The 25829-nt window shown below is 71.6% G+C and carries 20 protein-coding genes; 8 read left to right on the plus strand and 12 right to left on the minus strand.

Translation table 11 applies throughout. From position 1 onward, the window contains the following. The first annotated feature begins 113 nt into the window (after positions 1-113). A complete protein-coding gene (locus ACZ49J_RS31380) occupies positions 114-914 on the plus strand; it encodes a GntR family transcriptional regulator (RefSeq protein ID WP_467454039.1) in 801 nt (266 codons plus the stop codon). An 11-nt stretch (positions 915-925) separates the two neighbouring features. Here the strand turns inward: ACZ49J_RS31380 and ACZ49J_RS31385 are convergent, their stop codons facing one another. After that, complete coding sequence (locus ACZ49J_RS31385) at positions 926-2077, minus strand: Gfo/Idh/MocA family protein (RefSeq protein ID WP_467454038.1); 1152 nt, start codon at positions 2075-2077, stop codon at positions 926-928. Between the two features lie 130 nt (positions 2078-2207). Between ACZ49J_RS31385 and ACZ49J_RS31390 the strand changes: the two genes are divergently transcribed. Then, on the plus strand, positions 2208-3224 hold the full coding sequence (locus tag ACZ49J_RS31390; protein ID WP_467454037.1) for a LacI family DNA-binding transcriptional regulator: 1017 nt from the start codon (positions 2208-2210) through the stop codon (positions 3222-3224). Positions 3225-3481: 257 nt separating this feature from the next. On the opposite strand, the gene ACZ49J_RS31395 is transcribed toward ACZ49J_RS31390, so the two are convergent. Then, positions 3482-4225: a class I SAM-dependent methyltransferase gene (locus ACZ49J_RS31395; RefSeq protein ID WP_467454036.1), complete on the minus strand. Its 744-nt coding sequence runs from the start codon at positions 4223-4225 to the stop codon at positions 3482-3484. Between the two features lie 143 nt (positions 4226-4368). On the opposite strand from ACZ49J_RS31395, the gene ACZ49J_RS31400 reads away from it, so the two are divergent. Together ACZ49J_RS31400 and ACZ49J_RS31405 are read left to right on the plus strand one after the other, a co-directional pair. Next, complete coding sequence (locus ACZ49J_RS31400; RefSeq protein ID WP_467454035.1) at positions 4369-5955, plus strand: alpha/beta hydrolase; 1587 nt, start codon at positions 4369-4371, stop codon at positions 5953-5955. A gap of 412 nt (positions 5956-6367) precedes the next feature. Further along, positions 6368-7468, plus strand: a complete 1101-nt coding sequence (locus ACZ49J_RS31405) for a baeRF3 domain-containing protein (protein ID WP_467454034.1) — start codon at positions 6368-6370, stop codon at positions 7466-7468. Between the two features lie 4 nt (positions 7469-7472). Here ACZ49J_RS31405 and ACZ49J_RS31410 read toward each other — a convergent pair whose 3' ends face one another. Then, on the minus strand, positions 7473-7886 hold the full coding sequence (locus ACZ49J_RS31410; protein WP_467454033.1) for an SsgA family sporulation/cell division regulator: 414 nt from the start codon (positions 7884-7886) through the stop codon (positions 7473-7475). Between the two features lie 437 nt (positions 7887-8323). Between ACZ49J_RS31410 and ACZ49J_RS31415 the strand changes: the two genes are divergently transcribed. Then, entirely contained in the window at positions 8324-9754 is a 1431-nt protein-coding gene (locus ACZ49J_RS31415) for a PP2C family protein-serine/threonine phosphatase (RefSeq protein WP_467454032.1), read from the plus strand. Positions 9755-9806: 52 nt separating this feature from the next. Here the strand turns inward: ACZ49J_RS31415 and ACZ49J_RS31420 are convergent, their stop codons facing one another. Continuing rightward, a complete protein-coding gene (locus ACZ49J_RS31420; RefSeq protein WP_467454031.1) occupies positions 9807-11306 on the minus strand; it encodes a DNA-binding protein NsdB in 1500 nt (499 codons plus the stop codon). A gap of 244 nt (positions 11307-11550) precedes the next feature. Between ACZ49J_RS31420 and ACZ49J_RS31425 the strand changes: the two genes are divergently transcribed. Beyond that, complete coding sequence (locus ACZ49J_RS31425; protein WP_467454030.1) at positions 11551-12690, plus strand: aminoglycoside phosphotransferase family protein; 1140 nt, start codon at positions 11551-11553, stop codon at positions 12688-12690. 217 nt (positions 12691-12907) lie between these two features. Further along, positions 12908-14887, plus strand: a complete 1980-nt coding sequence (locus ACZ49J_RS31430; RefSeq protein WP_467454029.1) for an N-acetylmuramoyl-L-alanine amidase — start codon at positions 12908-12910, stop codon at positions 14885-14887. A gap of 132 nt (positions 14888-15019) precedes the next feature. Here the strand turns inward: ACZ49J_RS31430 and ACZ49J_RS31435 are convergent, their stop codons facing one another. From ACZ49J_RS31435 to ACZ49J_RS31470, 8 genes are all read right to left on the minus strand, one after another. Then, positions 15020-17356, minus strand: coding sequence for a glycoside hydrolase family 95 protein (locus ACZ49J_RS31435; protein ID WP_467454028.1), 2337 nt, complete (start codon positions 17354-17356; stop codon positions 15020-15022). Positions 17357-17480: 124 nt separating this feature from the next. Continuing rightward, complete coding sequence (locus ACZ49J_RS31440) at positions 17481-17978, minus strand: hypothetical protein (protein ID WP_467454027.1); 498 nt, start codon at positions 17976-17978, stop codon at positions 17481-17483. 203 nt (positions 17979-18181) lie between these two features. Further along, entirely contained in the window at positions 18182-19048 is an 867-nt protein-coding gene (locus tag ACZ49J_RS31445; RefSeq protein WP_467454026.1) for a DUF4394 domain-containing protein, read from the minus strand. 546 nt (positions 19049-19594) lie between these two features. After that, complete coding sequence (locus ACZ49J_RS31450; protein ID WP_467454025.1) at positions 19595-19837, minus strand: DUF397 domain-containing protein; 243 nt, start codon at positions 19835-19837, stop codon at positions 19595-19597. 84 nt (positions 19838-19921) lie between these two features. Next, the gene (locus ACZ49J_RS31455; protein ID WP_467454024.1) at positions 19922-21085 is read right to left on the minus strand and encodes a thiolase domain-containing protein; all 1164 of its coding nucleotides are present in this window, start codon (positions 21083-21085) and stop codon (positions 19922-19924) included. 5 nt (positions 21086-21090) lie between these two features. Next, positions 21091-22158 (minus strand): thiolase domain-containing protein, encoded by a 1068-nt coding sequence (locus ACZ49J_RS31460; protein WP_467454023.1) that lies wholly within the window; start codon positions 22156-22158, stop codon positions 21091-21093. Then, complete coding sequence (locus ACZ49J_RS31465) at positions 22155-23099, minus strand: Zn-ribbon domain-containing OB-fold protein (protein WP_467454022.1); 945 nt, start codon at positions 23097-23099, stop codon at positions 22155-22157. The genes ACZ49J_RS31460 and ACZ49J_RS31465 overlap by 4 nt, the downstream gene beginning before the upstream one ends. A gap of 129 nt (positions 23100-23228) precedes the next feature. Next, positions 23229-24029, minus strand: a complete 801-nt coding sequence (locus ACZ49J_RS31470; protein WP_467454021.1) for a crotonase/enoyl-CoA hydratase family protein — start codon at positions 24027-24029, stop codon at positions 23229-23231. Between the two features lie 178 nt (positions 24030-24207). Here ACZ49J_RS31470 and ACZ49J_RS31475 point away from each other — a divergent pair, with 178 nt between their 5' ends. Further along, positions 24208-25827: an acyl-CoA synthetase gene (locus ACZ49J_RS31475; protein WP_467454020.1), complete on the plus strand. Its 1620-nt coding sequence runs from the start codon at positions 24208-24210 to the stop codon at positions 25825-25827. The last annotated feature ends 2 nt before the right edge of the window (positions 25828-25829 follow it).

Raw genomic sequence — 25829 nt, forward strand, 5'->3', positions numbered from 1 at the left:
GCGGATGCGTGGCCGTCCCTGCACCGGCCGTTCGCACGACGCGGGACCAGATCCCGGGTAACGCCCGCCGTCAAGGCCCCCCCAGGGAATCCCCTCATTGTCAGGACAACACGATGACAAGGATTCCTGTCATCCGGACGGAGGGATACGCTCACCTCGTGACCAGCACAGCTCCCGCACAGCTCGACTTCGCCCTCGACCGCAACAGCCCCGTGCCGCTGTACTACCAGCTCGCCCGGCAGCTGGAGTCCGCGATCGAGCACGGCGTGCTGGGCCCCGGCAGCCTGCTCGGCAACGAGATCGAGCTCGCGGGCCGGCTCGGCCTGTCCCGCCCCACGGTGCGCCAGGCCATCCAGTCCCTCGTGGACAAGGGCCTCCTCGTCCGCCGCCGGGGCGTGGGCACGCAGGTGGTGCACAGCCAGGTCAAACGCCCGCTGGAGCTCAGCAGCCTGTACGACGACCTGGAGGCGGCCGGCCAGAGCCCCACGACCCGGGTGCTCGGCAACGAGGTCCTGCCCGCGTCCGCCGAGGTCGCCGGGGCCCTCGGTGTCGCGGAGGGCGCCCAGGTGCACCACGTGCGGCGGCTGCGCCTCGCCCACGGCGAACCGGTGGCGCACCTGTCCAACTACGTACCCGAGGGCCTGCTGTCGCTCGACACGGAGAGGCTGGAGGCAAGCGGCCTCTACCGGCTGATGCGGGCCGCCGGTATCACCCTGCACAGCGCCCGCCAGTCCGTCGGCGCCCGCCGCGCCACCGCCGAGGAGGCCGAGGGCCTCGGCGAGCCCGAGGGGGCCGCGCTGCTGACCATGCAGCGCACGGCGTACGACGACACCGGCCGCGCGGTCGAGTTCGGCACCCACATCTATCGGGCCTCGCGTTACTCGTTCGAGTTCCAGCTCCTCGTGCGGGGCTGACGGACCCGGGGTCAGAGGTTCACCCACGCTCCCGACGCGGCGGAGCGGCTCATGGCGTCGAGGGCGGTCGCGCTGTGCACGGCGTCCTCCAGCGTGGCGCCGTGCGGCGTGCCCTCGGCGATGGAGCGCAGGAAGTTGTGCGCCTCGATGACCTTGAGGTCGTCGTAGCCCATGCTGTTGGCCGAGCCGGGCTGGAAGGCGGCGTACTCGCCGTGGCCCGGGCCGACGTGGAGCGTGGTGACGGACTGGTCCTGGTAGGCCGTGCCGCGGCTGACACCGAGCTCTCCCATGCGGCGGAAGTCCCAGAAGACCGCGCCCTTGGTGCCGTGCACCTCGAAACCGTAGTTGTTCTGCTCGCCGACGGAGACCCGGCAGGCCTCCAGCACGCCGCGGGCACCGGAGGCGAAGCGGACCAGGCAGTTCACGTAGTCCTCGTTCTCCACCGGGCCCAGCTCGCCGCCCGTGGCGCGGGTGTGGCCGGCGGTGGCGCCCGTGGGGCGAGCCCGTTCGGGGATGAAGACGGCGGTGTCGGCGGTCAGCGAGGCGATGTCGCCGAGCAGGAAGCGGGCCAGGTCCGCGCCGTGCGAGGCCAGGTCGCCCAGCACGCCGCTGCCGCCGCGCTCCCGCTCGTAACGCCAGGTCAGGGCACCCTCGGGATGGGCCGCGTAATCGCTGAACAGGCGGATGCGCACGTGTGTGACGGTGCCGATCCCGCCCGAGGCGATGAGCTCGCGGGCCGCCGCGACGGCGGGCGCGTTGCGGTAGTTGAAGCCGACGGTGCCCTGGACGCCCGCCTTGGCGACCGCGTCGGCCACCGCCCGGGCGTCGTCCGCGGTGAGGCCGACCGGCTTCTCGATCCAGATGTGCTTTCCGGCCTCGGCCATCGCGACGCCGATCTCGCGGTGCAGGAAGTTCGGGGCGGTGATGCTGACCGCCTGGACTCGGGGGTCGGCAGCCACCTCACGCCAGTCGCGGGCCGTCGCGGCGAAGCCGAACCGCTCGGCGGCCTCCTCGGCCCGGCCCGGCACCTCCTCGGCGACGGTCACCAGCTCGGGGCGCAGGGCCGGCTGGGGAAAGTGGTGCGGGACCCGCGCGTACGCCTGGGTGTGCACCCGTCCCATCCAGCCGAACCCCACGACGGCGACGCCGAGCGTACTCACCATTGGCTGCCCCTCTGCCCTTCCTCCGACCGCTTTGGAACGGTCCACAACGTGCATACCCCACCTTGATTTCCATGTCTGCAGCTGTCAACCCCTTTGACAAGCCCTCCCGCCCTATGGAACGGTCCACAGCATGAGACCTCCGACGATCCGCGACGTCGCCGAACGAGCCGGCGTGTCGAAGTCCCTGGTCTCCCTCGTGCTGCGCGGCTCCGAGCAGGTGCGCCCGGAGAAGCGGCAGGCGGTGCTCGCCGCGGTCGAGGAACTCGGCTACCGCCCGAACGCCGCCGCCCGCAGCCTCAGCGAGCGCCGCACACGCACCATCGGCGTGCTGCTGAACGACCTGCGCAACCCCTGGTTCGTCGAGCTGCTCGACGGCCTGGGCTCCCGTCTCCACGACAGCGGCCTGCACATGCTGCTCGCCGACGGCCACCTCAACCGGCGCCTCGGCGAAGAGCTCACCCACACGTTCACGGACCTCCGTGTCGACGGCCTCGTCGCCGTGGGCACGCTCCCGCCCTCCGAGGCGCTCCGCGCGGCGGCGGGGCGGATCCCGACCGTGGTCGCGGGCGCCCGCGAACCCGTCCTGCCCCACGTGGACGTCGTCGCGGGCGACGACGAGCACGGCGCACGGCTGGCCACCGAGCACCTCATCGGCCTCGGGCACCGCCGCATCGCCCACATCGCCGGACAGGGGGTTGTGGGTGAACTGCGCCGCCGCAGCTTCGAGGCGGTCATGCGCGAGCACGGGCTGGCGGACACGGCGGTCGTGGAACAGGGCGATCTCACCGAGGAGGGCGGCTACCGCGCCACGGTCCGCATCCTGAGCTCGGCCCGACGTCCCACCGCCGTCTTCGCGTTCAACGACATCGCCTGTGTCGGCGCCCTCTCCGCCGCCGAGGAACTCGGCCTCCAGGTGCCGCGCGATCTGTCCCTGGTCGGGTACGACAACACGTACCTCTCCCGCCTGCGGCACCTGTGGCTCACCACCGTGGACAACGCCGGCCACGATGTCGGCCGCCGCGCCGCCCAGCGCCTCCTCGACCGCATCGACAGCCCGGACCGCCCGTCGGAAACCGTCCTCGCGGCGCCGGCGCTGGAGGTGCGGGGGACGACGGCGCCGCCCGGGGCGGGCGGGCACAGGTCGTAGCCGGCGTGGCCGCCGGGCAGTACGTCGAGCGTGGCCCGCTCTGGGCGATCAGGGTGGGCTCCCGCGGTGTGACCGGGGAGACGCTGGGCCCTGAGCGGATCCGGTGGGTCTGGCCGACGGCCGAGGCGAGCGACTCCTGCAGCGGGTGGTCGGGAAGCATCGCGTGGCTGAACTTCACCGGTGACACCTTCCGTTGCGTAACTGGTCCGCGGTGCGGGAGAGGCGCGCCCCGGCTTTCGAGGGGGTCCGGCCGGTCGTCAGCCGTCCAGGGCTGCCGCCGGCCGGCGAGCGACGAAGACGAACTCCTTGCCCGGCCGGTCGGGGGCGTCGAGCACCTCGCGCAGGGTGTATCCCTGTGTGCTCAGGTCCGCTTCGACTTCCTCTCGTTCACGGAACCTCAGAGTGGACTCGGACGTCAGGGTGCGGCCGTCGGCGGCGAAGACGTAGTGACTACGGAAGGTCACCAACGGCCCGGCGACGTCGAGCAGTTCCACCCAGTGCTCGACCGCGCCCCCGCCCGGTATCTCCGTGACCTGGTAGGTGGCGTGGCGGTTCCATTCCTCCCAGGCACGCCTGGACGGATCCCGGGTCTCGAAGACGAAGTGCCCACCTGGGCGCAGTGCTTCGTACACGCCCTTGAGCGTCTCCTGCCATGCGTGCGGGTCGACGATCTGCTGGGCGGCGTTGCCTGTCATCGTGGCGAGGTCGGCTCGCAGCGGGGGAAGTGCCGTGGCATCGCCGCAGATCCAGCGGACCCGGTCGCCGCCCGGCTTGGCCCGGGCCACGTCGAGGGAGGCCCGGGCGGGATCGACGCCGACGACCTCGACACCGCGCTCGGCCAGTTGGAGGGCGAGGACGCCGGTACCGCAGCCGATGTCCAGCACTCGCCTCGCACCGAACCGCTCGGCGAGACGCAGGTAGGTGTCCAGGTCGTCACGGTGGGGATCGAGCGGGTCGTAGACGGCAGCCAGCCGCGGGTCCCGGAAGAGTTCGTCGGCCATACGGACGACGGTAGTGCGCGCGGGCGCCGCAGAATACGGCACGACCGGCCGTCCCGCTCGCCCGGAGGCGGGGCGGGACCTGCCCGCTTATCGTGATCCAGGGGGTATCCCCGGCCCACGGCCGGGCGTCCCTGGAGGCATGCATGCGTTTCACGCACAGACGCTGCGCTGCCGGAGCCGCGGCCGTGGCACTGGTCCTGCTCGGGGCCTGCCTGCCGTCGATCGCGTCGGTGGCGTCGGTGCAGACCGACGAGCCCGACCTGTCCCGCTTCTACGAGCAGCGGATCAAGTGGTCCAGGTGCGAGGGCATGGAGATGCCGAAGGACCTGCGGTGCGGGAAGGTGACCGTGCCGCTGGACTACGAGCGGCCCGAGCAGGGGACGCTCGACCTGGCGATGGCGCGTTACCGGGCCACGGGAAGGGAGACGCGCGGGTCCGTCCTGCTCAACCTCGGTGGGCCCGGCATCCCCGGCGTTCCCCAACTCGCTTACGGCGGCAAGGACTTCATGGGTCTGACGAACGGCTACGACGTGGTGACCTTCGATCCGCGCGGCGTCGGCCGGTCCTCCCCCGTCAGCTGCGGCGAGGGCACCGGAGAAGCCGTGGAGGCCACGGACGACGGCGACGACGTGAAGGATCCGGCTGCCGCGCTGCGGCAGTTGAAGCGGGCCGCCGCCGCCTGCGCCGAGCACTCCGGACCGGTACTGCCGCACATCGGCACGGTCAACGCCGCCAAGGACATGGACGTGATGCGCGCGGCGCTCGGCGACAAGAAGCTCAACTACCTCGGTTTCTCCTACGGAACCCGGCTGGGTGCGGTGTACGCGGCCGAGTTCCCCGAGAAGGTCGGGCGGATGGCGTTCGACGGCGTGGACACGCTCACCGAACCCCTCACCGAGCAGGGCCTGGTGGGCGCCGAGGGCCAGCAGACCGCGCTGGAGAACTACCTCGACGCCTGCGCCGAGCAGTGGACGTGCCCGTTCGGCCAGGACCCGCGTTCGGCCAGGGAGCAGGTCGTCGACCTCGTCGACTCGCTGGACGAGACCCCCCTGAGGACGGCCTTCGGGCAGGAGTTCACCGGACAGGACCTCGTGGGCGCCATCGGCCAGGCGCTGTACAGCGAGCAGCTGTGGCCCGCGCTCACCCAGGCGCTGACCGTGCTGCTCCGGGACGGCGACCCGCAGGCCCTGATGGAGCTCGCGAGCGGGGGCATCGCGGCACCCGGCACACCGAGTCCCGACGACACCGGGGGCGGAGGCCTCGTGGACGCGGAGGACATCCCGCTCGACAACCTGCCGGCCGCGCTGATGGCGATCAACTGCGCGGACGACCCCGATCGCCCCTCCGCGGCCCGCATGACCGAAAACCTCGCCCGGCTGCGCTCCCGGTACGAGGACGCGTCGCCGGTCTTCGGGCAGTACCGGCTCAACCAGGTGCTGATGTGCTACGGCCGTCCCAAGGGCACCGACTACATCCGCGAGAAGGTGCGGGACGTCGACACCCCGAAGATGCTGCTCGTCGGCACCCGGGGGGACCCGGCGACCCCGTACCGCTGGACCGTGCAGACCGCCGAGCGGCTCGGCTCCTCGGCCGTCGTGCTCGACAACAAGGGTGAGGGGCACACCGGGTACGGGTCCTCCGCGTGCGTGCACCAGAAGATCGACGACTTCCTGCTGTACGGGTCGCTGCCGGCGGACGGGAGTTCGTGCGGACCGGACGACGACGACTGAGAGCGGCAGCTCACTCCCCTGGGCGTGCGGGCGGCCCCGGCTACGACCTCGGGGGCGGGCCGCGCGTCACACAGGGCAGGTTCACCGCCGCGCCCCAGGCCCCGGCGGCCGTCCGGCGCGGCGTGCGGCCGCGTCCCGGCCGTCACGTTCGGTGACCTGTCCGGCGCGGCCCGGCCGGCTCCCGGGGGGGGGGGCGAGCGGGCCGTACAGGGCCGGGGCCGGGAAGCCCGTGTACGCGGCCTTCCGCACGCGGTCGGCCGACGGCTCGCGCCGGCGTACGACCAGGCAGGCCGGCCGCCCCTCCGGCCGGCCTGCCACTCCGCCGGTCCGGGTACGGCCCCAGGGCACCCACCCCCGCTAGATCCGGATTACCCCAAATGCCCGAGTCGCGAATCAGTCCTATGGTGCTGGTATGGAGCACACCCTCAGTCCCGCGACCCTGACCGAGCTACGCCGTCCGCGGCCGTATCCGGCGGTGTCCGTGCTGACGCCCACGCACCGCCGCGAACCCGACAACGCCCAGGACCCGGTCCGGCTGCGCAACGTGCTGGCCGAGGCCAAGAGGCAGCTGGAGACCGATCCGGCGGTCACCCGGGAGCGGCGCAACGACGTCGCCGCGCAGCTCGACCGGGCCCTGGCGGAGGTCGACCTGGCGCACGCCGAGGACGGTCTGGTGATCTTCGCGGCACCCGGTGAGCACCAGGTGTGGTCGCTGGCCCGCACGGTCCCCGAGCGCGTGGTGCTCTCGGACACCTTCCTGACCCGCAACCTGGTGGCCGCGCAGGCCGCCGAACGGCCGTTCTGGGTGCTCTCGGTCTCCGCCGACCGGGCGTCCCTGTGGAACGGTGCCGGTGATCACGTCACCGCGGAACGCACCGGGGGCTTTCCGCTGGCCCGCAGCCTCGTGGAGAACCCGGACACGGAGAGGCAGGAACGCATCGGCGACGTGCCCAGCACGTTCCGGGACGAGGGGACCCGCCGCTTCCTGCGCGACGCCGACACGGCCATGGCCGCCGTGCTCCGCGAGAACCCCCGGCCGCTGTACGTCACCGGCGAGCAGGCCGCGCTGTCCGCCCTGGACGAGGTCGGCACGGTCACCAAGGACGCCATCCACGTTCCGCACGGCGGGCTCGCTCACGCCTCACACGAGGCCGTGTGGCAGGCCGTACGGCCGCTGATCGCCGCCGAGGACCGCAAGAACGTCGACTCCGTGGAGCGCGAGCTCGAACTGGCCCGTGGCCGCAAGGAGTTCGCCGCCGGGGTCGACGAGGTCTGGCAGAACGCCGAGGAGGGGCGCGTCCGGCTCCTCGCCGTCGAGGAGAACTACCGCGTGACGGTCCGGGACGACCAGGGGGAGCACCTCGTCCCGGCCGAGAGCGGCGACCTCGACGCCCGCGAGGACATCGTGGACGAGATCGTCGAGCAGTGCCTGGAGACCGGGGCGGAGGTCCGCTTCGTACCGGACGGCACCCTCCGGGACGCCCAGGGGATCGCGGGGGTGCTGCGCTACTGACACGTCAGACCCCGTCGAAGAGGGTGCTCAGGCCCCGGTCGAGGACGGGGCCCATGTCCTCTCCGCCCGCCTCGACGACGGCGTACGAACAGAGCAGGAAGCGGCGCAGGGCGGGAGTGTCGAACTGGACGAGGGCCAGGCCGTACGGCGAGTGGAACTCCACGACCGTGCGGGACGCTCCACACGGCCGTATGTGCACGTCGCCGGTTCCGACGGGGACGCACAACCCCTCGTCCAGGAGTGCGCGGGCGAAGGTCCAGGTGACCGTCTCTCCTCCGAGCGCGACGTCGGCCGGGAAGTCGATGTTCACGGCCAGGGGATCACCGGAGGTGTAGCGCAGCGTGGCGGGCACCGGAAGCTCCCGGTCGTCGTCGGTGACCAGGCAGGCACGGGCGGGCTGTTGCAGGGTGATGTCCATGATCGTCCTCCGTTGACGGTGAGGAGCCGGCTGCTGCGCCGACGTACCTTCGCGACCTCGCGGAGGATTCGCACGATGCCGTTTCCCCGGATGCCTTCGGATGCCCACTGTGACTCGCGTCACCCACTGTGGCGGCTGAGAGAACCTTCCGCGCGAGCCGCCCGGAGGGCGGGAACAAACGGCCGTCGAACGCGAGCGCGAGAGCGACCGCCCACCCAGCCGACAACCCTTCAACTCGCGTACGCCACCTACGCCTTGAACCCCTCGGCGCGTACCGCAGTCATGCCACCTGACCTCTCCGCGAGGACGGCGGCATATGCCAGAAGCACCACCGTATCGTGTGTTGCCAAATCCCTTACAGCGAGTCGCAGGCTGTGCAAGAGTCGTAACGGTCCTTCCGTCACCCTGGTCGAACCGACGCCGTATCGGAGTACGTCATGCCGCCCCACCTCTCTGCGGACCGCCCGGCCGCCCAGCCCCCCGGGCGCGGCACGGTCGAGGCACTCATCTCGCAGACGCGGCGGCTGCGGGGTGACGTGGACGCGGTTCGGCGGGACGCGCAGGGCCACGCTTCCGACGCCGAGGGACGCTGGCAGCGCGCGCTGTACGACCTGGCGGTGCATCAGCTCAGCGACCTGGGCGAGCACTTGACGCAGTTGCGGGACGGTCCTGAGCCGGTGTCCGTCGAGCCCCCGGCCGAATCGGTCCTGCCGGTCGCGCCTGCCGCGCCCCGGCGCGACTCACTGCTCAGCCGGGTCGGCAGCGCCGAGTGGAACCTGCTGACGGACGAGGCGAGCTGGTCCGGTGAGCTGTACCGGATCCTCGGCCGTGACCCCGCCGCCCCGCCGCTCACCCTCGACGAACTGCCGTCGCTGGTCCTCGACGAGGACCGGTCCCGCCTGACGGCGATGGTCACCGACTGCCTGGTCGACGCCAGACGCATCGACGGGGAGTTCCGGATCGTGCTCGCGGACGGCGGTGTGCGCACCGTGCACATGATGGGCGAACCCGTGCTCGACGCCGACGGCAGCACCGCCTCGATGTGGGCCGTGCTGCGGGATGTCAGCGAACTGCGGCGCAGTGAGCGGACGGTGAGCGAGACCCGTGACTCGCTGCAACGTCAGCGGCACATCGCGCAGACCGAGCACCGGCTCGCGGTCGAGTTGCAGGAAGCCGTGCTGCCTCCGTGGCGCGGCTCCCTGCGGCTCCCGCACCAGGGCCCGCAGACACTCGACCTGGCCGCCCGCTACCTGCCGTCGTCGACCAGCGCGCTGATCGGCGGCGACTGGTACGACGCTCTCGAACTGCCCGACGGGCAGACCCTGTTGAGCGTCGGTGACCTCACCGGGCACGGCGTCACCGTCACCTCGGGCATGGCGATGCTGATCGGCGCCCTGCGCGGCATGGCCGTGACGGGCGCCGAACCGGGCCACATCATGGCCTGGCTCAACCAGTTACTCGACGCCACCCTCCAGCCCGCCCTGGGCAGCGCCGTCTGCTGCCGCTACCAGCCTCGGACCCGCACCCTCACCTGGGCACAGGCAGGGCACCCCGCCCCGTTGCTGTTCCGCGACGGGACGGGGCGCGCGCTTTCGGCCCCGGACGGCGTGCTGCTCGGGGCGACCTCGGGGGCTGCCTACGGGCAGGCCGAAGTGGCCCTCGAACAAGGCGACTTACTGCTCCTCCACACCGACGGGCTGGTCCCGCGGCACGGCGGCGCGGAAGGCACCCAAAGGCTCCTCGCCCTGGCCCCGCGCTTGGACGGGGCCCGCACGGCACAGGACTGTGTACGGATGGTGGTCGAGGAGTTCGGCGAGACCGGGCGCGAGGACGACGCCTGCGTGCTGGTGGCCAGGGTCGTCTCCTGAGAACCGCCCTCGCCACGGCGCACGCTGCCTGCTACTGCGCACAGCGCCCTTCCTAGGTCCGGGCGCGGTTGCCGCCCGCGGACTTCAGCGATCCCTTCGGGAGCGCCAGTTTGATCTCCTCCCGCAGGTCCTGGATCTTCGGATAGCTGGAGTACTGCCCGGTGAGCCGGTACATCTCGCGCAACCGGTCCCAGGTGCGGTGGGAGGAGTTCGTTCCCATCGACGTCAGGGCCAGGCGGGCGTAGGTGTCCGCCTGTTCGGGGTCGTCGGCGATGAAGCAGGCCGACGCCAGCGAGAGGTGGTCGAAGATCTTCGACCGGTCCCGTCCCGCCTCGCGCAGCTCGAGCGCCTGTCTGGCATGGCGCTGCGCGATGGCCGCGGCGGCCGGCTCGTGCTCGGCGAGGGTGCGGTAGGCCAGGGCCTGCATGCCGTGCAGATCCGCCTCGTCGAACATCTGCATCCAGCTCGGCGGCGGCACGTCCCCCTTGTCGGAGACGAACAGCTCCTCCGCCTCGCCCAGGGTGCGCCGCATGGCCTGCCCCTTGCCCAGGGACGCCTGTGCCCAGGCCTCGATGGTGTAGAGCATGGCCTGGGTGCGCGGCAGCACCTGGTCGCCGGAGCCGGACTTGGCGAGCTTCATGAGGTCGAGTGCGTCGTCGGGCCGGCCCAGGTGCACCATCTGGCGGGCCGCCCGGGAGAGCGCCTCGCCCGCGCGGGGCCGGTCACCGCCTTCTCTGGCCGCGTGGGCGGCGATGATGAAGTACTTCTGCGCCGTGGGTTCCAGACCGATGTCGTGGGACATCCAGCCCGCGAGGACGGCGAGGTTGGCGGCGACGCCCCACAGGCGCCGCTGGAGGTGTTCGGGGTGACGGTAGGAGAGCATGCCTCCCACCTCGTTGAGCTGTCCCACGACAGCCTTGCGCTGCAACCCGCCGCCGCGGGCCGCGTCCCAGGCCCGGAACACCTCGACCGAGCGCTCCAGTTCCTCGATCTCCTGCGACCCGATGGGGGCTGCCTCGTACCGGTCGAATCCGGCGGGGTCGGCATGCAGGGGGTTGTCGGTCCGGGGAGCGTCGGCCGCGAGGGCCGGGTCGGTGTGGAGCCAGTCGTGCATGGCGCTGTTGAGTGCGGATCCCGCGGCGAGCGCGGCACCCGCGCCCACCAAACCGCGTCGGTTGAGCATGAGGTCCATTCCCGTGAATTCGGTGAGGACCGCGGCGGTCCGTTCGGGCGCCCACGGCACTCCGTCGGGATGTTCCGCACTCCCGCCGCCCTGCCGTCTTCCCGTACGCCCGTGCCGGACCAGACCGAGGTCCTCGATGGTCACGACACGGCCGAGACGCTCGGTGAACAGGGCCGCCAGCACCCGCGGCACCGGATCGCGCGGGATCTCTCCCATGTCGATCCACCGCCGCACCCGCGAGGTGTCGGTCGCCAGCTGGGGGTGGCCCATGGCCGCCGCCTGCCGGTTGACCAGCCTCGCGAGCTCGCCCTTGGACCAGCCGGCCAGGCCGAACAGGTCCGCCAGACGGGTGTTGGGTTGTCCGCTCACGTCAAGCCCCCAGGTTCTCGGCTGACTTGACAGTAGCCCTCTGTCAGTTGCTGCGGGACTATTCGCCAGGGTTCGCCAGGGCACGCCAGATGGTGTGCCACGGGACATCTGGTGTCAGGTAGGAACGCGCCACCCCGACCCGGTCGCCGGTACCTGTGACCGGTGCACTCCCCAGGGTGCACCTGTGCGGCCGGGCCGGGCGGCGCGACGAACTCTCAGGCACACGAAGGGATCTGTCTCCCCCATGTACGCAGCATCATCCTCCGTGTCCGCCCCTCCCCGGTCGCTGCGTTCCCGCCCGGGGAGCGGCGGCCCCTACCTCGACCCCGCGCGTCCGGCGGCTCCCGCACTCGGCGCCGGCAGGACGCGGCGCGTGCCGGGGGCCGGCACCCAGGCGCTCAGCGGGAGACTCGACCTGTCCGGCCCCCAGGGCGCACAACTGCGCACGGCGATCGCCTCGGTGCATCGCATCTGTCCGGAGTTCGCTCCGGTCCAGGTGCTGCGCCGCAGCGGGCGCTCCGTACTCCTCGTCGGCACGACGGGACGCAGCACGGCGGTCGCGAAGGTCCTGCTGGACCACTCCCCCATGTGGACCGAACGCATCCGGCACGAAATAGCCACGTACCGCTCGTTCGTCCGGCACCGGCCGCCGGTGCGGGTGCCGCGGCTGGTCGCGGCGGATCCGGACAACTGCACGCTGGTGGTCGAGCGGATGCCGGGCCGGGCGGCCGCGCTCCAGCGACACCCGGCGGAGGCGCCGCCGCGCTCGGACATCCGGACGGTGCTGGGCGCGATCTGCCGGCTGAACGCGTGGCGGCCGCCGGCGGGCACGTTCGACGCACCGCTGGACTACGCGGAGCGGATCTCGCGCTTCCACGAGCTGGGTCTGCTCACGGACCGGGACATGGGCGACCTGCAGAAGCTGATGCACAGCATCGCGCAGACGGCGGGCCGCCAGGGCCTCGGCCAGTTCTGTCACGGCGACGCCCTGCTGTCGAACATCCTGCTCTCACCAGCCGGTCCAGTGCTGGTGGACTGGGAGCACGCGGGCTGGTACCTGCCGGGCTACGACCTGGCGACGCTGTGGGCGGTGCTCGGGGACGCGCCGGTCGCACGCCGCCAGATCAGCCAGATGGCGCAGTCGGCCGGCCAGGCCTCGCGCGACGCGTTCCTGGTGAACCTGATGCTCGTCCTCACCCGTGAGATCCGTACGTACGAGACGGCCGTGCAGCGGTCGATGCACGACCCGGCCCCGACGGCACCGGGGCAGGCCCACCCGGGCCCCGCGTCGTCCGGCGAGGAACAGCGGCTGCTGCTGAGGCGGCTGCACGACGACTGCCAGCTTGCCCGCAAGGCGGTGCGCGCGGCGGTCGGCACACGCTGACGGGGGGGATGCCGGTCCGCGGTGCGCCTGGGACGGTGGCGCGCCGCGGACCTTCGCCATGTGCCCGGCCGTGGGGCGCCACGAAACCGCTCGTCCCTCGACTGGCATGGGAAATGGTATCCGCCTGGGCATGATTGACGGATAGTCGGACCGCCGATGGCACTGACACACCCGGCGCCGCGCGTCCCGTCCCGCTCGACCGTCCCAGGAGGCTGCTTTGCGAGGATCCCCCACCGACCGCAGGCCCACCGCAGGGCGCAGACGCGTCCAGCGGACGGCGCTGGCCACCGCCTCGGCGGCGTTGCTGCTGCCGCTGCTCGGCGCGGCCCCGCCCGGCACCGCCGAGCAGCCCTCCGCCACCCGGCTGCAGAGCGCCTTCGCGTCCGCGGCCGCCGAGTACGACGTCCCGCAGAGCGTGCTGCTCGGCGTATCGTACCTGCAGTCCCGCTGGGACGCGCACGGCGGGGCGCCCAGTGTCTCGGGCGGTTACGGGCCGATGCACCTCACCGACGCCCGGACGGCCCTCGCCGAGGCCCCGCACCACAGCGAGGGCACGGAGGACGCCCGCGGCGACGACTCCCGGGCGGCGCTGCCGGCCGGGACCGGTCTCCCGAAGGAGTCCGAGCTGCCTGCCCGCCTGCGGACCCTGACCAGGGCGGCCGAGCTGACCGGACTCCCCGCCGGGGAACTGCGCACCGACGCCGCGGCCAACGTCGCCGGCGGCGCCGCGCTCCTCGCGGCCGCGCAGCGCGAGCTCGGCGAGCCGCTGAGCGACGACCCGGCCGACTGGTACGGGGCGGTCGCGAGATTCTCCGGCGCCGACGACAGCGCCACGGCCGCGGCGTACGCGAACGACGTCTTCGCGGTGATCCGGGAGGGGGAGCGGCGCACCACGGACGCCGGCCAGCGGGTCGCGCTCGCCGCCGAGCCCGGCGTGAGCCCCGACACCGGGCAGCTCGCGCGGGCCGGGCTGCGCCCCGCTGCGGCCGACGGCACGGAATGTCCCCGGACCGTGGCCTGCGAGTGGATCCCGGCGCCGTACGAGGAGTTCGGCGACGGTGACTACGGCAACCACGACCTGGCCGACCGCCCCACGTCGCAGAGCGTCAAGTACATCGTCATCCACGACACCGAGGCCACCTGGGACACCACGCTCAAGCTGGTCCAGGACCCGACCTACGTCTCGTGGCACTACTCGCTGCGCTCGACCGACGGTCACATCGCTCAGCATGTGAAGACGAAGGACGTGGCCTGGCACGCGGGCAACTGGTACGTCAACGCCAAGTCGGTCGGTCTGGAGCACGAGGGCTTCCTCGCCTCGCCCGACGCCTGGTACACCGAGGCCATGTACCGGACGTCGGCGCGCCTGGTGACGTACCTCGCCAAGAAGTACCGCATCCCGCTGGACCGGCAGCACATCCTCGGCCACGACACGGTGCCCGGCCCCACCTCCGCGACGATCCCGGGCATGCACACCGACCCGGGCCCGTACTGGGACTGGCAGCACTACTTCACCCTGCTGGGCCGGCCGTTCAGGGCGACGGCGGGCCCGAAGGGCGGCCTGGTCACGATCGCCCCCGACTTCGCGGAGAACCGGCCGGAGTTCACGGGGTGCGTCAAGAAGGGCGAGCCGTGCGCGGTCCACGGCTCCAGCACCGTACGCCTCCGCACGCAGCCCGACGAGAGCGCGCCCCTGGTCCAGGACATCGGTCTGCGGCCGGACGGCAGTCCCTCGACGATCGACGTGAACGACGTCGGCTCGCGCGTCTCCACCGGCCAGCAGTACGCCGTGGCGGACCGCGCGGGTGACTGGACGGCGATCTGGTACCTGGGCCAGAAGGCCTGGTTCAGGAACCCCAAGGCGCAGCCGACGGCCGTCAGCGCCTCCGGGCTGGTCGTGACGCCGAGGAAGGACCTCTCCGAGATCCCGGTGTACGGCCGCGCGTACCCGGAGGCCGAGGCCTATCCCGCGGGCGTACCGGTCCAGTCGGTGTCGCCGCTGCCGTACAAGCTGCTCAAGGGCCAGCGGTACGTGATCGGCGACAAGGTGCCCGGCGAGTACTTCTACGCACCGACCTTCGACACGACTCCGCACCGGGTCGTCACCGGCAAGGACCAGTACTTCGAGATCCAGTTCGGTCACCGGGTGGCGTACGTGAGGGCCGCCGACGTGGCGGTGCTGCCTGCGGGCGCTTGAGGCAACCAGGTGGTGCCGGGTCCGGGCATCGGCCCGGACCCGGCACCCCTGCGGCAGCGCGGCGGTCGGACGGCACCGGCCCGCACGCTCGCGGCGGTCACGAGCCGCCGCCCGTCATCCGGCCGGAGACCGTCAGCCCCCGGCTGCCCACTCGTACCTTCGCCCTGCGACCGCCTTGAAGGTGGTCCTTCCGTCCGGCAACAGGTCGCTGCGCACGGTGAGTTGTCTCGTCCGGGACGCGGTGAGTCCGATACGGGTGGCCTTGCCGCCGGCCCAGTCGATGCCGACCGTGGCGCCGCCCCGGGCGCGCAGACCGCGGACCGAGCCGTCGGGCCAAACGGCGGGGAGCGCGGGGAGGATCTCGATCGCGTCGTGGTGGCTCTGCAGGAGCATCTCCACGACTCCCGCGGTGGCGCCGAAGTTGCCGTCGATCTGGAACGGCGGATGGGTGTCCCAGAGGTTCGGCAGGGTGGAGGACCTGAGCTGTTCGCGGAGCATCTTGTGGGCGTGGTCGCCGTCGCGGAGCCGGGCCCAGAAATTGATCTTCCAGGCCTTGGACCAGCCGGTCCCGCCGTCACCACGCGCGGTGAGCGAGACCTTCGCCGCCTCGGCCCACTCGCTGCCCGGCTCGATCTGACGGCCGGGGTGCAGGGCGAACAGGTGGGAGACATGGCGATGGTCGTCGTTCGGGTCGTCCAGGTCGGCCTTCCACTCCTGCAGTTGCCCCCATGAGCCGATACGCAGGCCCGGGTCCAGCTTGTCGAGCGCGGCGGTGAGCTGCTCGCGGAAGGAGGGGGAGTCGCCCAGAATCCTGGCCGCCTCCAGGGTGTTGGTGAGCAGGTCGTGCACGATCTGCTGCGACATGGCCGCGCCCGCCGTGAAGTCCCCGTGCTCCGGCGAGTAGCTGGGTGTCACGACGAGGGTGCCGTCACGGGGGTCGATGCGCAGGTTGTCGAGCCAGAACTCGGCGGCCTCCTTCATCACGGGGTACGCGGTGGAGCGCAGGTACGCCGTGGAGCCACCGAAGCGGTAGTGCTCGTACATCTGCTGGGTCACCCAGGCGGCCGCCTCCGGGAACCAGAACGCGGTCGCCCAGTCGTGCACGCCGGTGAAGCCGTAGGGGTTGGTCTCGTTGTGGACGACCCAGCCGCGCGAGCCGAACATCTCCTTCGCCGTATGCCGGCCGGGCGCTCGCAGGGCCTCCACGAAGCGGTCGTACGGGGCGGTGGTCTCGGCGAGGTTGGCGGCCTCGGCCGGCCAGTAGTTCATCTGGAGGTTGATGTTGACGTGGTAGTCCGCCGACCAGGGGGGTGTGGTGCTGTGGTTCCAGACGCCCTGGAGGTTCGCGGGCAGGGAGCCGGGGCGGGAGGAGGCGATGAGGAGGTAGCGGCCGTACTGGAAGTGCAGCGCCTCGAGGGCGCGGTCCGCCGCGGTCTTTCCACCGGTGTAGTTCGCCAGCAGTTCGTTCGTGGGGACGTCCGGGATGTCGGCGCGGATGTCGAGCGCGACCCGCTCGAAGAGGGCTCGGTGGTCGCGGACGTGGCGTGCCCGGAGCTTCAGGTACCCCTTGCGGAACGCCTCGTCGACGGCCTTCGTCACGGCCCGGTGCGGGTCGTCGCCCCGGTAGTCGGGGTAGGTGTCGGCGTAGTCGGTGCCCGCCGCGACGACGAACCAGACGTTGTCGGCGTCCGTGACGGTGAGTGTTCCGTCCGCGTTCGCGGTGAGGGCGCCTCCTTTCTGGTGGACCCGGATCTGCGCCTCGAACTTCAGGCCGTTGTCGGCGAGGGCACCGCGCACGGTGATCCGGTCGCCGGTGGCCGTCGCCGTGAAGTCGGAGCGGGGCGAGGTGTAGCGCAGGGTGAGGGTGACGCCTCCGGTCAGGTGGCCGGCGATCACGCCGTCCGGGTGGGAGGCGAAGAACTCCCTCGTGTGGCGTCTCTGTCCGTCCGTGTACGTCACGGTCGCCACGGCGTCACGCAGGTCGAGGGCGCGCCGGTAGCCGGCGGGGGTGTCCGTAGGTGCGCCGGGCAGGTCGAGGTGGAGGTCGCCGAACGTCTGGTGGGCGCCATAGCCGACCCGCGGCTGGCCGAGGCGGGCGGCGACGGAGTCGGGGTCGACCTCGGTCTCGGCGTCGATCCGCTCCTGGACGTCCTCGATCGCGCCGGGACGGGGCTCGGTCCAGTCGCCGTGGTGGTAGCCCTGGACGGAGCCGGGGCCTCCGGTCCACAGGGTCTTCTCGTTGAGCTGCAGCCGCTCGGAGGCGAGCGTGCCGAACACCATGGCGCCGAGCGCCCCGCCTCCGATGGGCAGGGCCTCGCGCTCCCAGTCGGAGGCGGGAGCGGCGTACCACAGCTCCAAGGGAGCAACCCGCTCGGCGGATACATGGGATGAATCAGCGGCTACTGCGGGCTGCGCGAGGGCTCCCCCGCTCACCGTCAGGGCACCGGCGCCGCCAAGCGCGCTCTTCAAAGTCGCTCTCCGGGACATCTCAGGTGACATGCCCGGGACCGTAATGGTCGGATGACTGGGGTAACAAGGGGCATGACAAGAACGCGGTACGCCCACGAGCCGGTCCGGTACGCCCGCCAGCCGGTCAGCCCTGCTGGAACAGCTCCGCAGGCAGCGGCTTCAGCAGCGCGTACAGATCGTCCGTGATGGGGCGGTCCCAGGCGGCGATGGTCACCAGGACGTTGTCACTGCGGTCGAACTGGACGCAGGAGATGCGGCTCTCGGAGAGCTTCAGGCGGCGGACGATCAGGAGGTTGTCTCCCTGCATCACCGGCATGTCCTCGGAACCGACGACGGTGATCTCCTCGTCGTTCTCCAGCGCCAGCAGCAGCTGGGCCACCTCGAAGGGGACCTCGCCCTCGGCGGTGTCCCGCGCCGGGGAGCCCTCCGGGAGGTTGCCGATGATCATCGCGGGGCCCCGGCCGCCGAACAGGTCGTAGCGCAGGAAGACGCCCTGGCAGCTGCCGTCGGGGGCGGGCAGCAGGCCCGCGCCGAGGTTGCCCGGCCAGTCGCCCGGGTCCATGGCCAGTACGTCGAAGTCGGGCCCGGCGGGGGTGGCGCTGCGGCGGCGGAGGAAGGACATGCCGCAATGGTACGTGCCCGGCGGCGAAACCGGTTCGGGGCCCGGCCTGCGATCCTTGATCACTGCTCGCTCGCCGCGGGCGTCTCACCTCGGCATCTGCGGACCGTGGTGGGCCCGCCCCCGGGAGGTGCGGCGGAGCGGGCTCACCATCACCGGCCTGCCGGCCGGTCGTGGGTCGGGCACGGGATCCCGAATCTGGGATCTCAGGGGTTGGGGTCGAGTGCGACGGCCACCTCGGACACGGGGATCGGGAACGTGTCGATGTAGGTCGTCTCCCCGGTGGACAGGTCGACGGTGTTGAACGTCGCGGTGCTGCCGTCCGGCGAGAGCAGGGTGGCGAAGCCCGTGTTGGAGATCGTCTTGCCGGCGGACAGGTCGCTGAAGATGTCGAAGCCGGAGTTGGGGCCGGCGTCCGCGCCCAGCGAGCCTGTCGCCACCAGCAGGCCGTTGGCGGGCGGCGACTGGATGAGGAGCTGGTCCGTGTTCGTGTTGATGTCGTGCAGCGTGGTGTTCGTGGCGCCGTTCAGGTCGTTGTTCGTGTAGGCGACGGCACTGACGCCATGGGTCGTCGCGCCGTCCGTGGTCAGCGGGGTGTTCGTGGCCGTCTGGTTGTTGGCGAGGTTGTGCGCCAGGTTCTGGCCGGTGTTACCGACGATGCGCAGCCGGTCGGCCGCGGGGTTGAAGTCGACACCGAAGTTCGTGCCCTGCAGCGGAACGCTGAGCTGGGAGACCTTGGTGACGACCACGTTCGCGGTCACCGGCGGCCACGTGATCGTGTAGACGCCGCCCTTGTCGCCGACGCCGTACAGGAGGCCGTTCTGTACGCGGAAGTCGATTCCGATCAGGCTGGTGTCGCCGACGAGCCCGGTGACGGTCTTGACCCAGTTGAGCACGCCGGGCTGATCGGTCCAGAACGCGGCCATCGTCTTGCCGTTGGGCGTGAGCGTGAACGCCTGGAGGCGGGGGGTCGCGGCGTGGCTGGTGCCCGGGGCCCCTGCCACCACGAGCGCGGCGACGGCGGACACGGTCGCGATCGCCGCGGCCATTCTCTTGCTGAGCCCTGATTTCATCGGTCATTCCTCCCGTTGAGCGTGTGGGGCGGGTAGGAGCGTGTGCGGCATGCTCCGCCGCGCCGAGCCCTTGGCCCGGCGGCCACAAGCTATGAGGGGGGACTGGACAGCGACTGGACGCCGACTGGGTGCGTCCCGTGAGGGGCGCGGGGCTGTGACTTCATGCGGCTCCGCCGCGTGGGCGCGCTCAGCCACAACGACCCCGCGGCGGGCCGCCGGGCCTGAACGGGCAGACGAAAAACACCCACTGCTTGGCCGCAGGGGCTTTTCAAGGAAGCCGCACACGCAGCGCGGCAGGCGGGGGCGCAGACGGCGCGGCGAACAAGGCACGCGCCATGGCACGCGGACAGCGCGCGGCGACGAGGGCGGCCGCACGACGGCCAGCCCGTTCGCCCAGCGCAGGGGCACTCGCATGCACTCGCAGGCACCCGGTGACGTTGTCGGCGACTGGGCCCGCAACCGCCGTACCGAAGCGTCGGGGGCGGGGCCGAGGGCGCGGTACGCGGGTTACACGCCGCCCTCACCCCGCCCCCATCGCTGTGTGCCTCAGGTCAGGTCGAACTCCCCCTCGCGCGCGTTCGACATGAACGCGCCCCACTCCGCGGGCGTGAAGATCAGGGAGGGGCTCTCGGGCCGGCCGCTGTTGCGCATCGCGATGAAGCCTTCCACGAAGGCGATCTGGACGTCGCCCCGCCCCTGGCTGCTGGACCGCCACTCGGCGTTGCTGAGGTCCAGGTCCGGCTTGTGCCAGCCCGCGAGCGAATGCTGCTCCATGGTGGTCTCGGCCACGGTTGTGCTCCTCCCGGTTCGTCGTCCGCCGCCAGACTAGCGATCGGTCTCCGTCGCCAACAGGCCACGCGGGGCGGAGGTTCGTCAGGCCGGCGGTTCGGCGCCCACGAGCCACATCGAGAAGAACTGCGATCCCCCGCCGTAGGCGTGTCCGAGCACGCGACGGGCCCTGTCCACCTGGTGTTCTCCCGCCTGACCACGGACCTGGAGCGCGGCCTCGGCGAACCGGATCATCCCGGACGCGCCGATCGGGTTGGTGGACAGCACACCGCCCGACATGTTGACCGGCAGGTCGCCGTCGAGTTCGGTCACCCCCGACTCCGTGAGCTTCCAGCCCTCGCCCTCGTCGGCGAAGCCCAGGTTCTCCAGCCACATGGGCTCGTACCAGGAGAACGGCACGTACATCTCGACCGCGTCGATCTCGTGGCGCGGGTCGGCGATGCCCGCCTGCCGGTACACGTCGGCCGCGCAGTCCTTGCCCGCCTGCGGCGAGACGCAGTCCTTGCCGGCGAAGAGGGTGGGTTCGCTGCGCATGGCCCCGCCGAGCATCCAGGCGGGCGGCCTCGGCGAACGGGCGGCGCCCGCGCGGTCGGTGAGCACCATCGCGCAGGCACCGTCGGAGGAGGGGCAGGTCTCCGAGTAGCGGATCGGGTCCCAGAGCATGGGCGAGGCCTGGACCTTCTCCAGGGTGATGTCGTGCTCGTGGAGGTGCGCGTAGGGGTTCTTGAGGGCGTTGCGCCGGTCCTTGTACGCGACGAGCGAGCCGACCGTGTCGGGCGCCCCACTGCGTCGCATGTACGCGCGCACGTGCGGGGCGAAGAAACCGCCCGCGCCCGCCAGCAGGGGCTGCTGGAACGGGATCGGCAGCGAGAGCCCCCACATGGCGTTCGACTCGGACTGCTTCTCGAAGGCGAGGGTCAGGACGGTGCCGTGGACCCGGGCGGCGACGAGGTTCGCGGCGACGAGCGCGGTCGACCCGCCCACCGAGCCGGCGGTGTGCACCCGGAGCATGGGCTTGCCCACCGCGCCGAGCGCGTCGGCGAGGTACAGCTCGGGCATCATCACGCCCTCGAAGAAGTCGGGCGCCTTGCCGATGACGACGGCGTCGATGTCGGCCCAGGTCAACTCGGCGTCGTCAAGGGCACGTCGGGCCGCCTCGCGCACGAGTCCGGCGATCGACACGTCGCGGCGGGCCGCCACGTGCTTGGTCTGGCCGATCCCGACGACTGCCACGGGCTCCTTGCTCATGGCGCTCATGACTCCCCTTCCAGGACGGCGACCAGGTTCTGTTGCAGACAGGGGCCCGACGTCGCGTGGGCGAGCGCCCGGTCGGACTCGCCCCGGTGGATGCGGGCGGCGGCCTCACCGATGCGGATCAGGCCCGCGGCCATCACGGGGTTGGCGGCGAGGGCTCCTCCCGAGGGGTTGACGGTGACGCCGTCGTCGAGCCGGAGTGCCTTGCGCAGGACCACTTCCTGCGAGGTGAAGGGAGCGTGCAACTCGGCTGTGTCGACGGGCCGTTCGAAGGCTCCGGCCCTCTCGGCGGCCAGCCGCGCGGACGGCGAGTCGGTCAGGTCGCGTACTCCCAGTCCGTGCGCCTCGACGCGGTGGTCGATGCCCCGGATCCAGGCGGGCCGCTCGCACAGTTCACGGGCCCGCTCCCCCGCCGCGAGGATCACGGCTGCGGCTCCGTCACCGATGGGCGGGCAGTCCCCTTTGCGCAACGGGCGCACCAGATAGTCGCCGTGCGGTACCGAACCGCTCAGCTGCGCGTGGGAGTTGGAGGTCGCGCAGGCTCGGCTGCGGGCGGCGACACCGGCCAGTGCGGGCTCGTCCGTCTCGCCCGCGTCGATGAGCGCCTGCGCCTGGAGCGCGGCCAGCGCCACGGAGTCGGGCCACAGCGGGGCCACGTAGTACGGGTCCAGCTGGCGGGTCAGCACATCGCGCACGGAGCCGGGCGAGGACTTCCCGTACGAGTAGACCAGGGCGGTGTCCGCGTCCCCGCTGAGCAGCTTGGTCCACGCCTCGTACAGCGCCCACGCGCCGTCCATCTCCACGTGGGACTCGGAGATCGGCGGCCAGGCGCCGACGCCGTCGAGGGCCATGGTGAACGAGAAGGCCCGGCCCGCTAGGTAGTCGCAGGAGCCGGAGCACGTGAAGCCGATGTCGGCGGTCTTCAGGCCGGTGGCCTCAAGCACCTCGTGCAGGACGGGCATGAGCATCTCCACCTCGGAGAGCTCCTCGCTGGTGCGGCGGTGGTCGGTCTGGGCGAAGGCGACCACGGCGATGTCACGTACGTCGTTGGCTCCCTGGCCTGTCACAACAGCTCCTTGTACGTGTCGTAGTCCGCGTCGGGTTCGCCGGTGGGCCGGTAGTGGTCGGGGTAGCGGGCGCCCTCGGTCCACACCGGTTCGACGCGCAGGCCCATGCGCACCTGGTCGTAGGGGATGCCGGCGATGCGTCCGTGCAGGGCGAGGTCGGCGCCGTCGAGGGCGATGTGCGCGTAGACGTACGGGACTTCGATGTCCAGGTTCTTGGCCTTGATGTTGACGATGCAGAAGGTGGTGACGGTGCCCGCGGGACCGACCTCGACCTGCTCGGACGTGGCGACGCCGCAGGTGGGGCAGGCACCCCTGGGCGGGACGTACACCTTGCGGCAGGAAGGGCAGCGTTCGCCGACGCACCGCCGGCCGGAGAGCGCGGCGATGTAGGCGGACTGGGCGCGGCCGGGCGAGTAGGTGTAGTCGAGGCGGGCGGCGGCGACGATGCCCGTCACCATGTCCTCGAACTCGCCGCGGTGGCCCGTGGGTTCGGGGGCGCTGTCGCCGTCGTACGGCTCGAAGCAGGCGATGTCCGTGATGGCGCCGGCGCGTTCGGCGGCCCAGCGGACACGTACGCGCATTCCGGTGTGCACGGCGTCGGGGCCGGGGGCGTCGAGGGCGTGCAGGAGGGCCGTGTCGGCGCCGTCGAGTTTCACCAGGACCCAGGCGAAGGGCGTGCCGAGGGGCTGGCCGCGGCGTGGGGCGTGGTTCCAGGCCCAGGTGGTGACGGTGCCGGTGGGGGCGACCTCCACGAGGTCGCGGATCTCCTCGGCGGTGACCGGGTCGTACTCGACGGGTGGGACGAGGACGCGGCCGTCGCCGGTCCTCACACCCAGGACGACGCCTTCCCGCAGCCCGGTGAGAAAGGCGCTCTGCACGGGGCCGAGCGAGCGGGTGAAAGGGAACTCGACGACAAGCGGGGCTTTGAGGACTTCGGGCACGGCATCTCCTCACGGAACTGGGGCTCCGCGCCCCTGAGGGGGCGCGGGGCTGTGACATCTGCGGCTCCGCCGCGTGGGCGCGACCGGCCACAACGAACCCGCACTGTGAACCGGCCTCAGGCGGAGCGCCTACGCGCGCTTGTACACGGGCGGGCGCTTCTCCGCGAAGGCGCGGGAGCCCTCCTTGGCGTCGGCGGTGTCGAAGATCGGCCAGCCGCGCTCGAGTTCCGCGGCGAGTCCGTCGGTCTCGGTCATCTCGGCGGTCTCGTACACGGAGGCCTTGACCGCCTCGACGGCGAGCGGGCCGCAGGCGTTGATCTGCTCGGCGATCTGCAGGGCCTTGGCGAGCGCGGTCCCGTCGGGGACGACGTGTCCGACGAGCCCGGCGCCTGCGGCCTCCAGGGCGGTGTACGGGCGGCCGGTGAGCAGCATCTCCAGGGCGTGGGTGCGCGGGATCTGGCGCTGGAGGCGGACCGTGGAGCCGCCGATGGGGAACAGGCCGCGCCTGACCTCGAAGAGGCCGAAGGTGGCGGACTCGCCCGCGACCCGGATGTCGGTGCCCTGGAGCATCTCCGTCCCGCCGGCGACGCAGTGTCCCTCGACGGCGGCGATCACCGGCTTGCGGGGGCGGTGGTGGCGCAGCATCGCCTTCCAGTGCAGGTCGGGGTCCGCCGTGAGCCGGTCGCGGTACTGCTGTCCTTCCATGCCCTTCCCGGCGAGGGCCTTGAGGTCCATGCCCGCGCAGAACGTGCCGCCCGCGCCGGTGAGGACGATCGAGCGGACCGAGTCGTCCGCGTCGGCCTCGACCCAGCCGTCGTACAGCCCGACGAGCATGGGCAACGAGAGCGCGTTCTTCGCTTCCGGCCTGTTGAGCGTGAGCACCAGTGTGGCGCCCTCGCGCTGCACGGTGAGGTGTTCCGTCCCACCCATCGCCGACCTCCCTGTGTCAGAACGAGAACAGGTTGCAGTAGGCGACGGTCCACTTCAAGGGTTTTCTGACAGTCAGTCAGATTTCTTGTGCGCGGACCCTTCCCACTTGTGGCCGCCTTTGCTCTGATGACCGGCGAGTCAGCACGGCAGCCGTGGACGTTCGAGGTGAGGAGGAGCGGTGGAGTACAACCTTGCCGACCTGTTCGAGTCGGTCGTCGACGTGGTCCCGGGCCGCGAGGCCCTCGTGTACATCGACCACCCCGGTACGGGCGCCGAGCGCCGCCTGACGTACGCGGAACTGGACGCGGCGGCGAACCGCGTCGGTCACCATCTGATCGACAGCGGGATACGCCCCGGTGAGCACGTGGGGCTCCACCTCTACAACGGCGTCGAGTACCTGCAGGCCGTCCTGGGCTGCCTGAAGGCGCGCGTCGTGCCGGTCAACGTCAACTACCGTTACGTGGAGGAGGAACTGGTCTACCTCTACCGCGACGCGGATCTGGTGGGACTCGTCTTCGACGCGGAGTTCACCGGGCGGGTGGCGGCGGCGCTGCCGCGGGCCTCGGCGTTGCGGCACCTCGTCCGGGTCGGCACGCCCGGACCGGACGCCCCGGCCCTGGACGCGATGGACTTCGCCGACGCGGAGGCGGCCGGTTCCCCCGAACGAGGGTTCCCCGCGCGCTCGGGGGACGACCAGTTCATCATCTACACCGGCGGCACGACGGGCATGCCCAAGGGGGTGATGTGGCGTCAGGAGGACCTGTTCTTCTCGGGTCTGGGCGGCGGCGCGCCGACCGGCGAGCCGGTGAAGAAGCCGGAGGAGCTCGCCGAGCGGGTCGCGGCCGGCGGGGACGGGATCACCTTCTTCCCCACTCCCCCGCTCATGCACGGCACGTCGACGCTCACGGCGTTCATCGGCTTCAACTTCGGCCAACGGGTCGTCCTGCACCGGAAGTTCGTACCGGAGGAGGTCCTGCGGACGATCGAGAAGGAGAAAGTCACCAGCATGTCGCTGGTGGGCGACGCGATGCTCCGGCCGCTGATCGACGCGCTGAACGGGCCGATGAAGGGCACGGACTGCTCCTCGATGTTCAGCGTGTCGTCGTCCGGCGCGGTCATGTCGGACACGGTGCGGGAGCAGTTCCAGGCACTCGTGCCGAACGTGATGCTGCTGAACAACTTCGGCTCCTCGGAGTCCGGTTTCAACGGCACGGCGACGGCGGACTCGGGCCCGGAGCGCGGCTTCCGGATCCGCGTCAACTCCCGTACACAGGTCGTCGATCCGGCCACGTACGAGCCGGTGCCGCCCGGTGTGCCGGGGCGCGTCGCCCAGCGCGGGCACGTACCGCTGGGTTACTACAACGACCCGCGGAAAACGGCCGAGACCTTCTTCGAGAAGGACGGCGAACGCTGGGTCCTCCTCGGCGACATGGCGACCGTCGACGAGGACGGCGTCGTCACGGTCCTCGGCCGGGGCTCCCAGTGCATCAACACCGGCGGCGAGAAGGTGTACCCGGAGGAGGTCGAACAGGCCCTCAAGGCCCATCCGGACGTGTACGACGCGCTGGTCGCCGGGGTGCCGGACGCGACATGGGGCAACCACGTCGCGGCCGTAATCCAACTGCGCGAGGGTGCGCCCCTGTTGTCCCTGGAGGACATCCAGTCCCACTGCCGGGCCCGTCTCGCCGGCTACAAGATCCCCCGCCAGCTGGTGGTCACGGACACCATCCAGCGCTCCCCCAGCGGCAAGGCGGACTACCGGTGGGCGCGGTCGGTGGCGGCCGCGGCGGATCGCTGACC

It is taken from the genome of Streptomyces sp. NPDC030840, assembly GCF_055572015.1.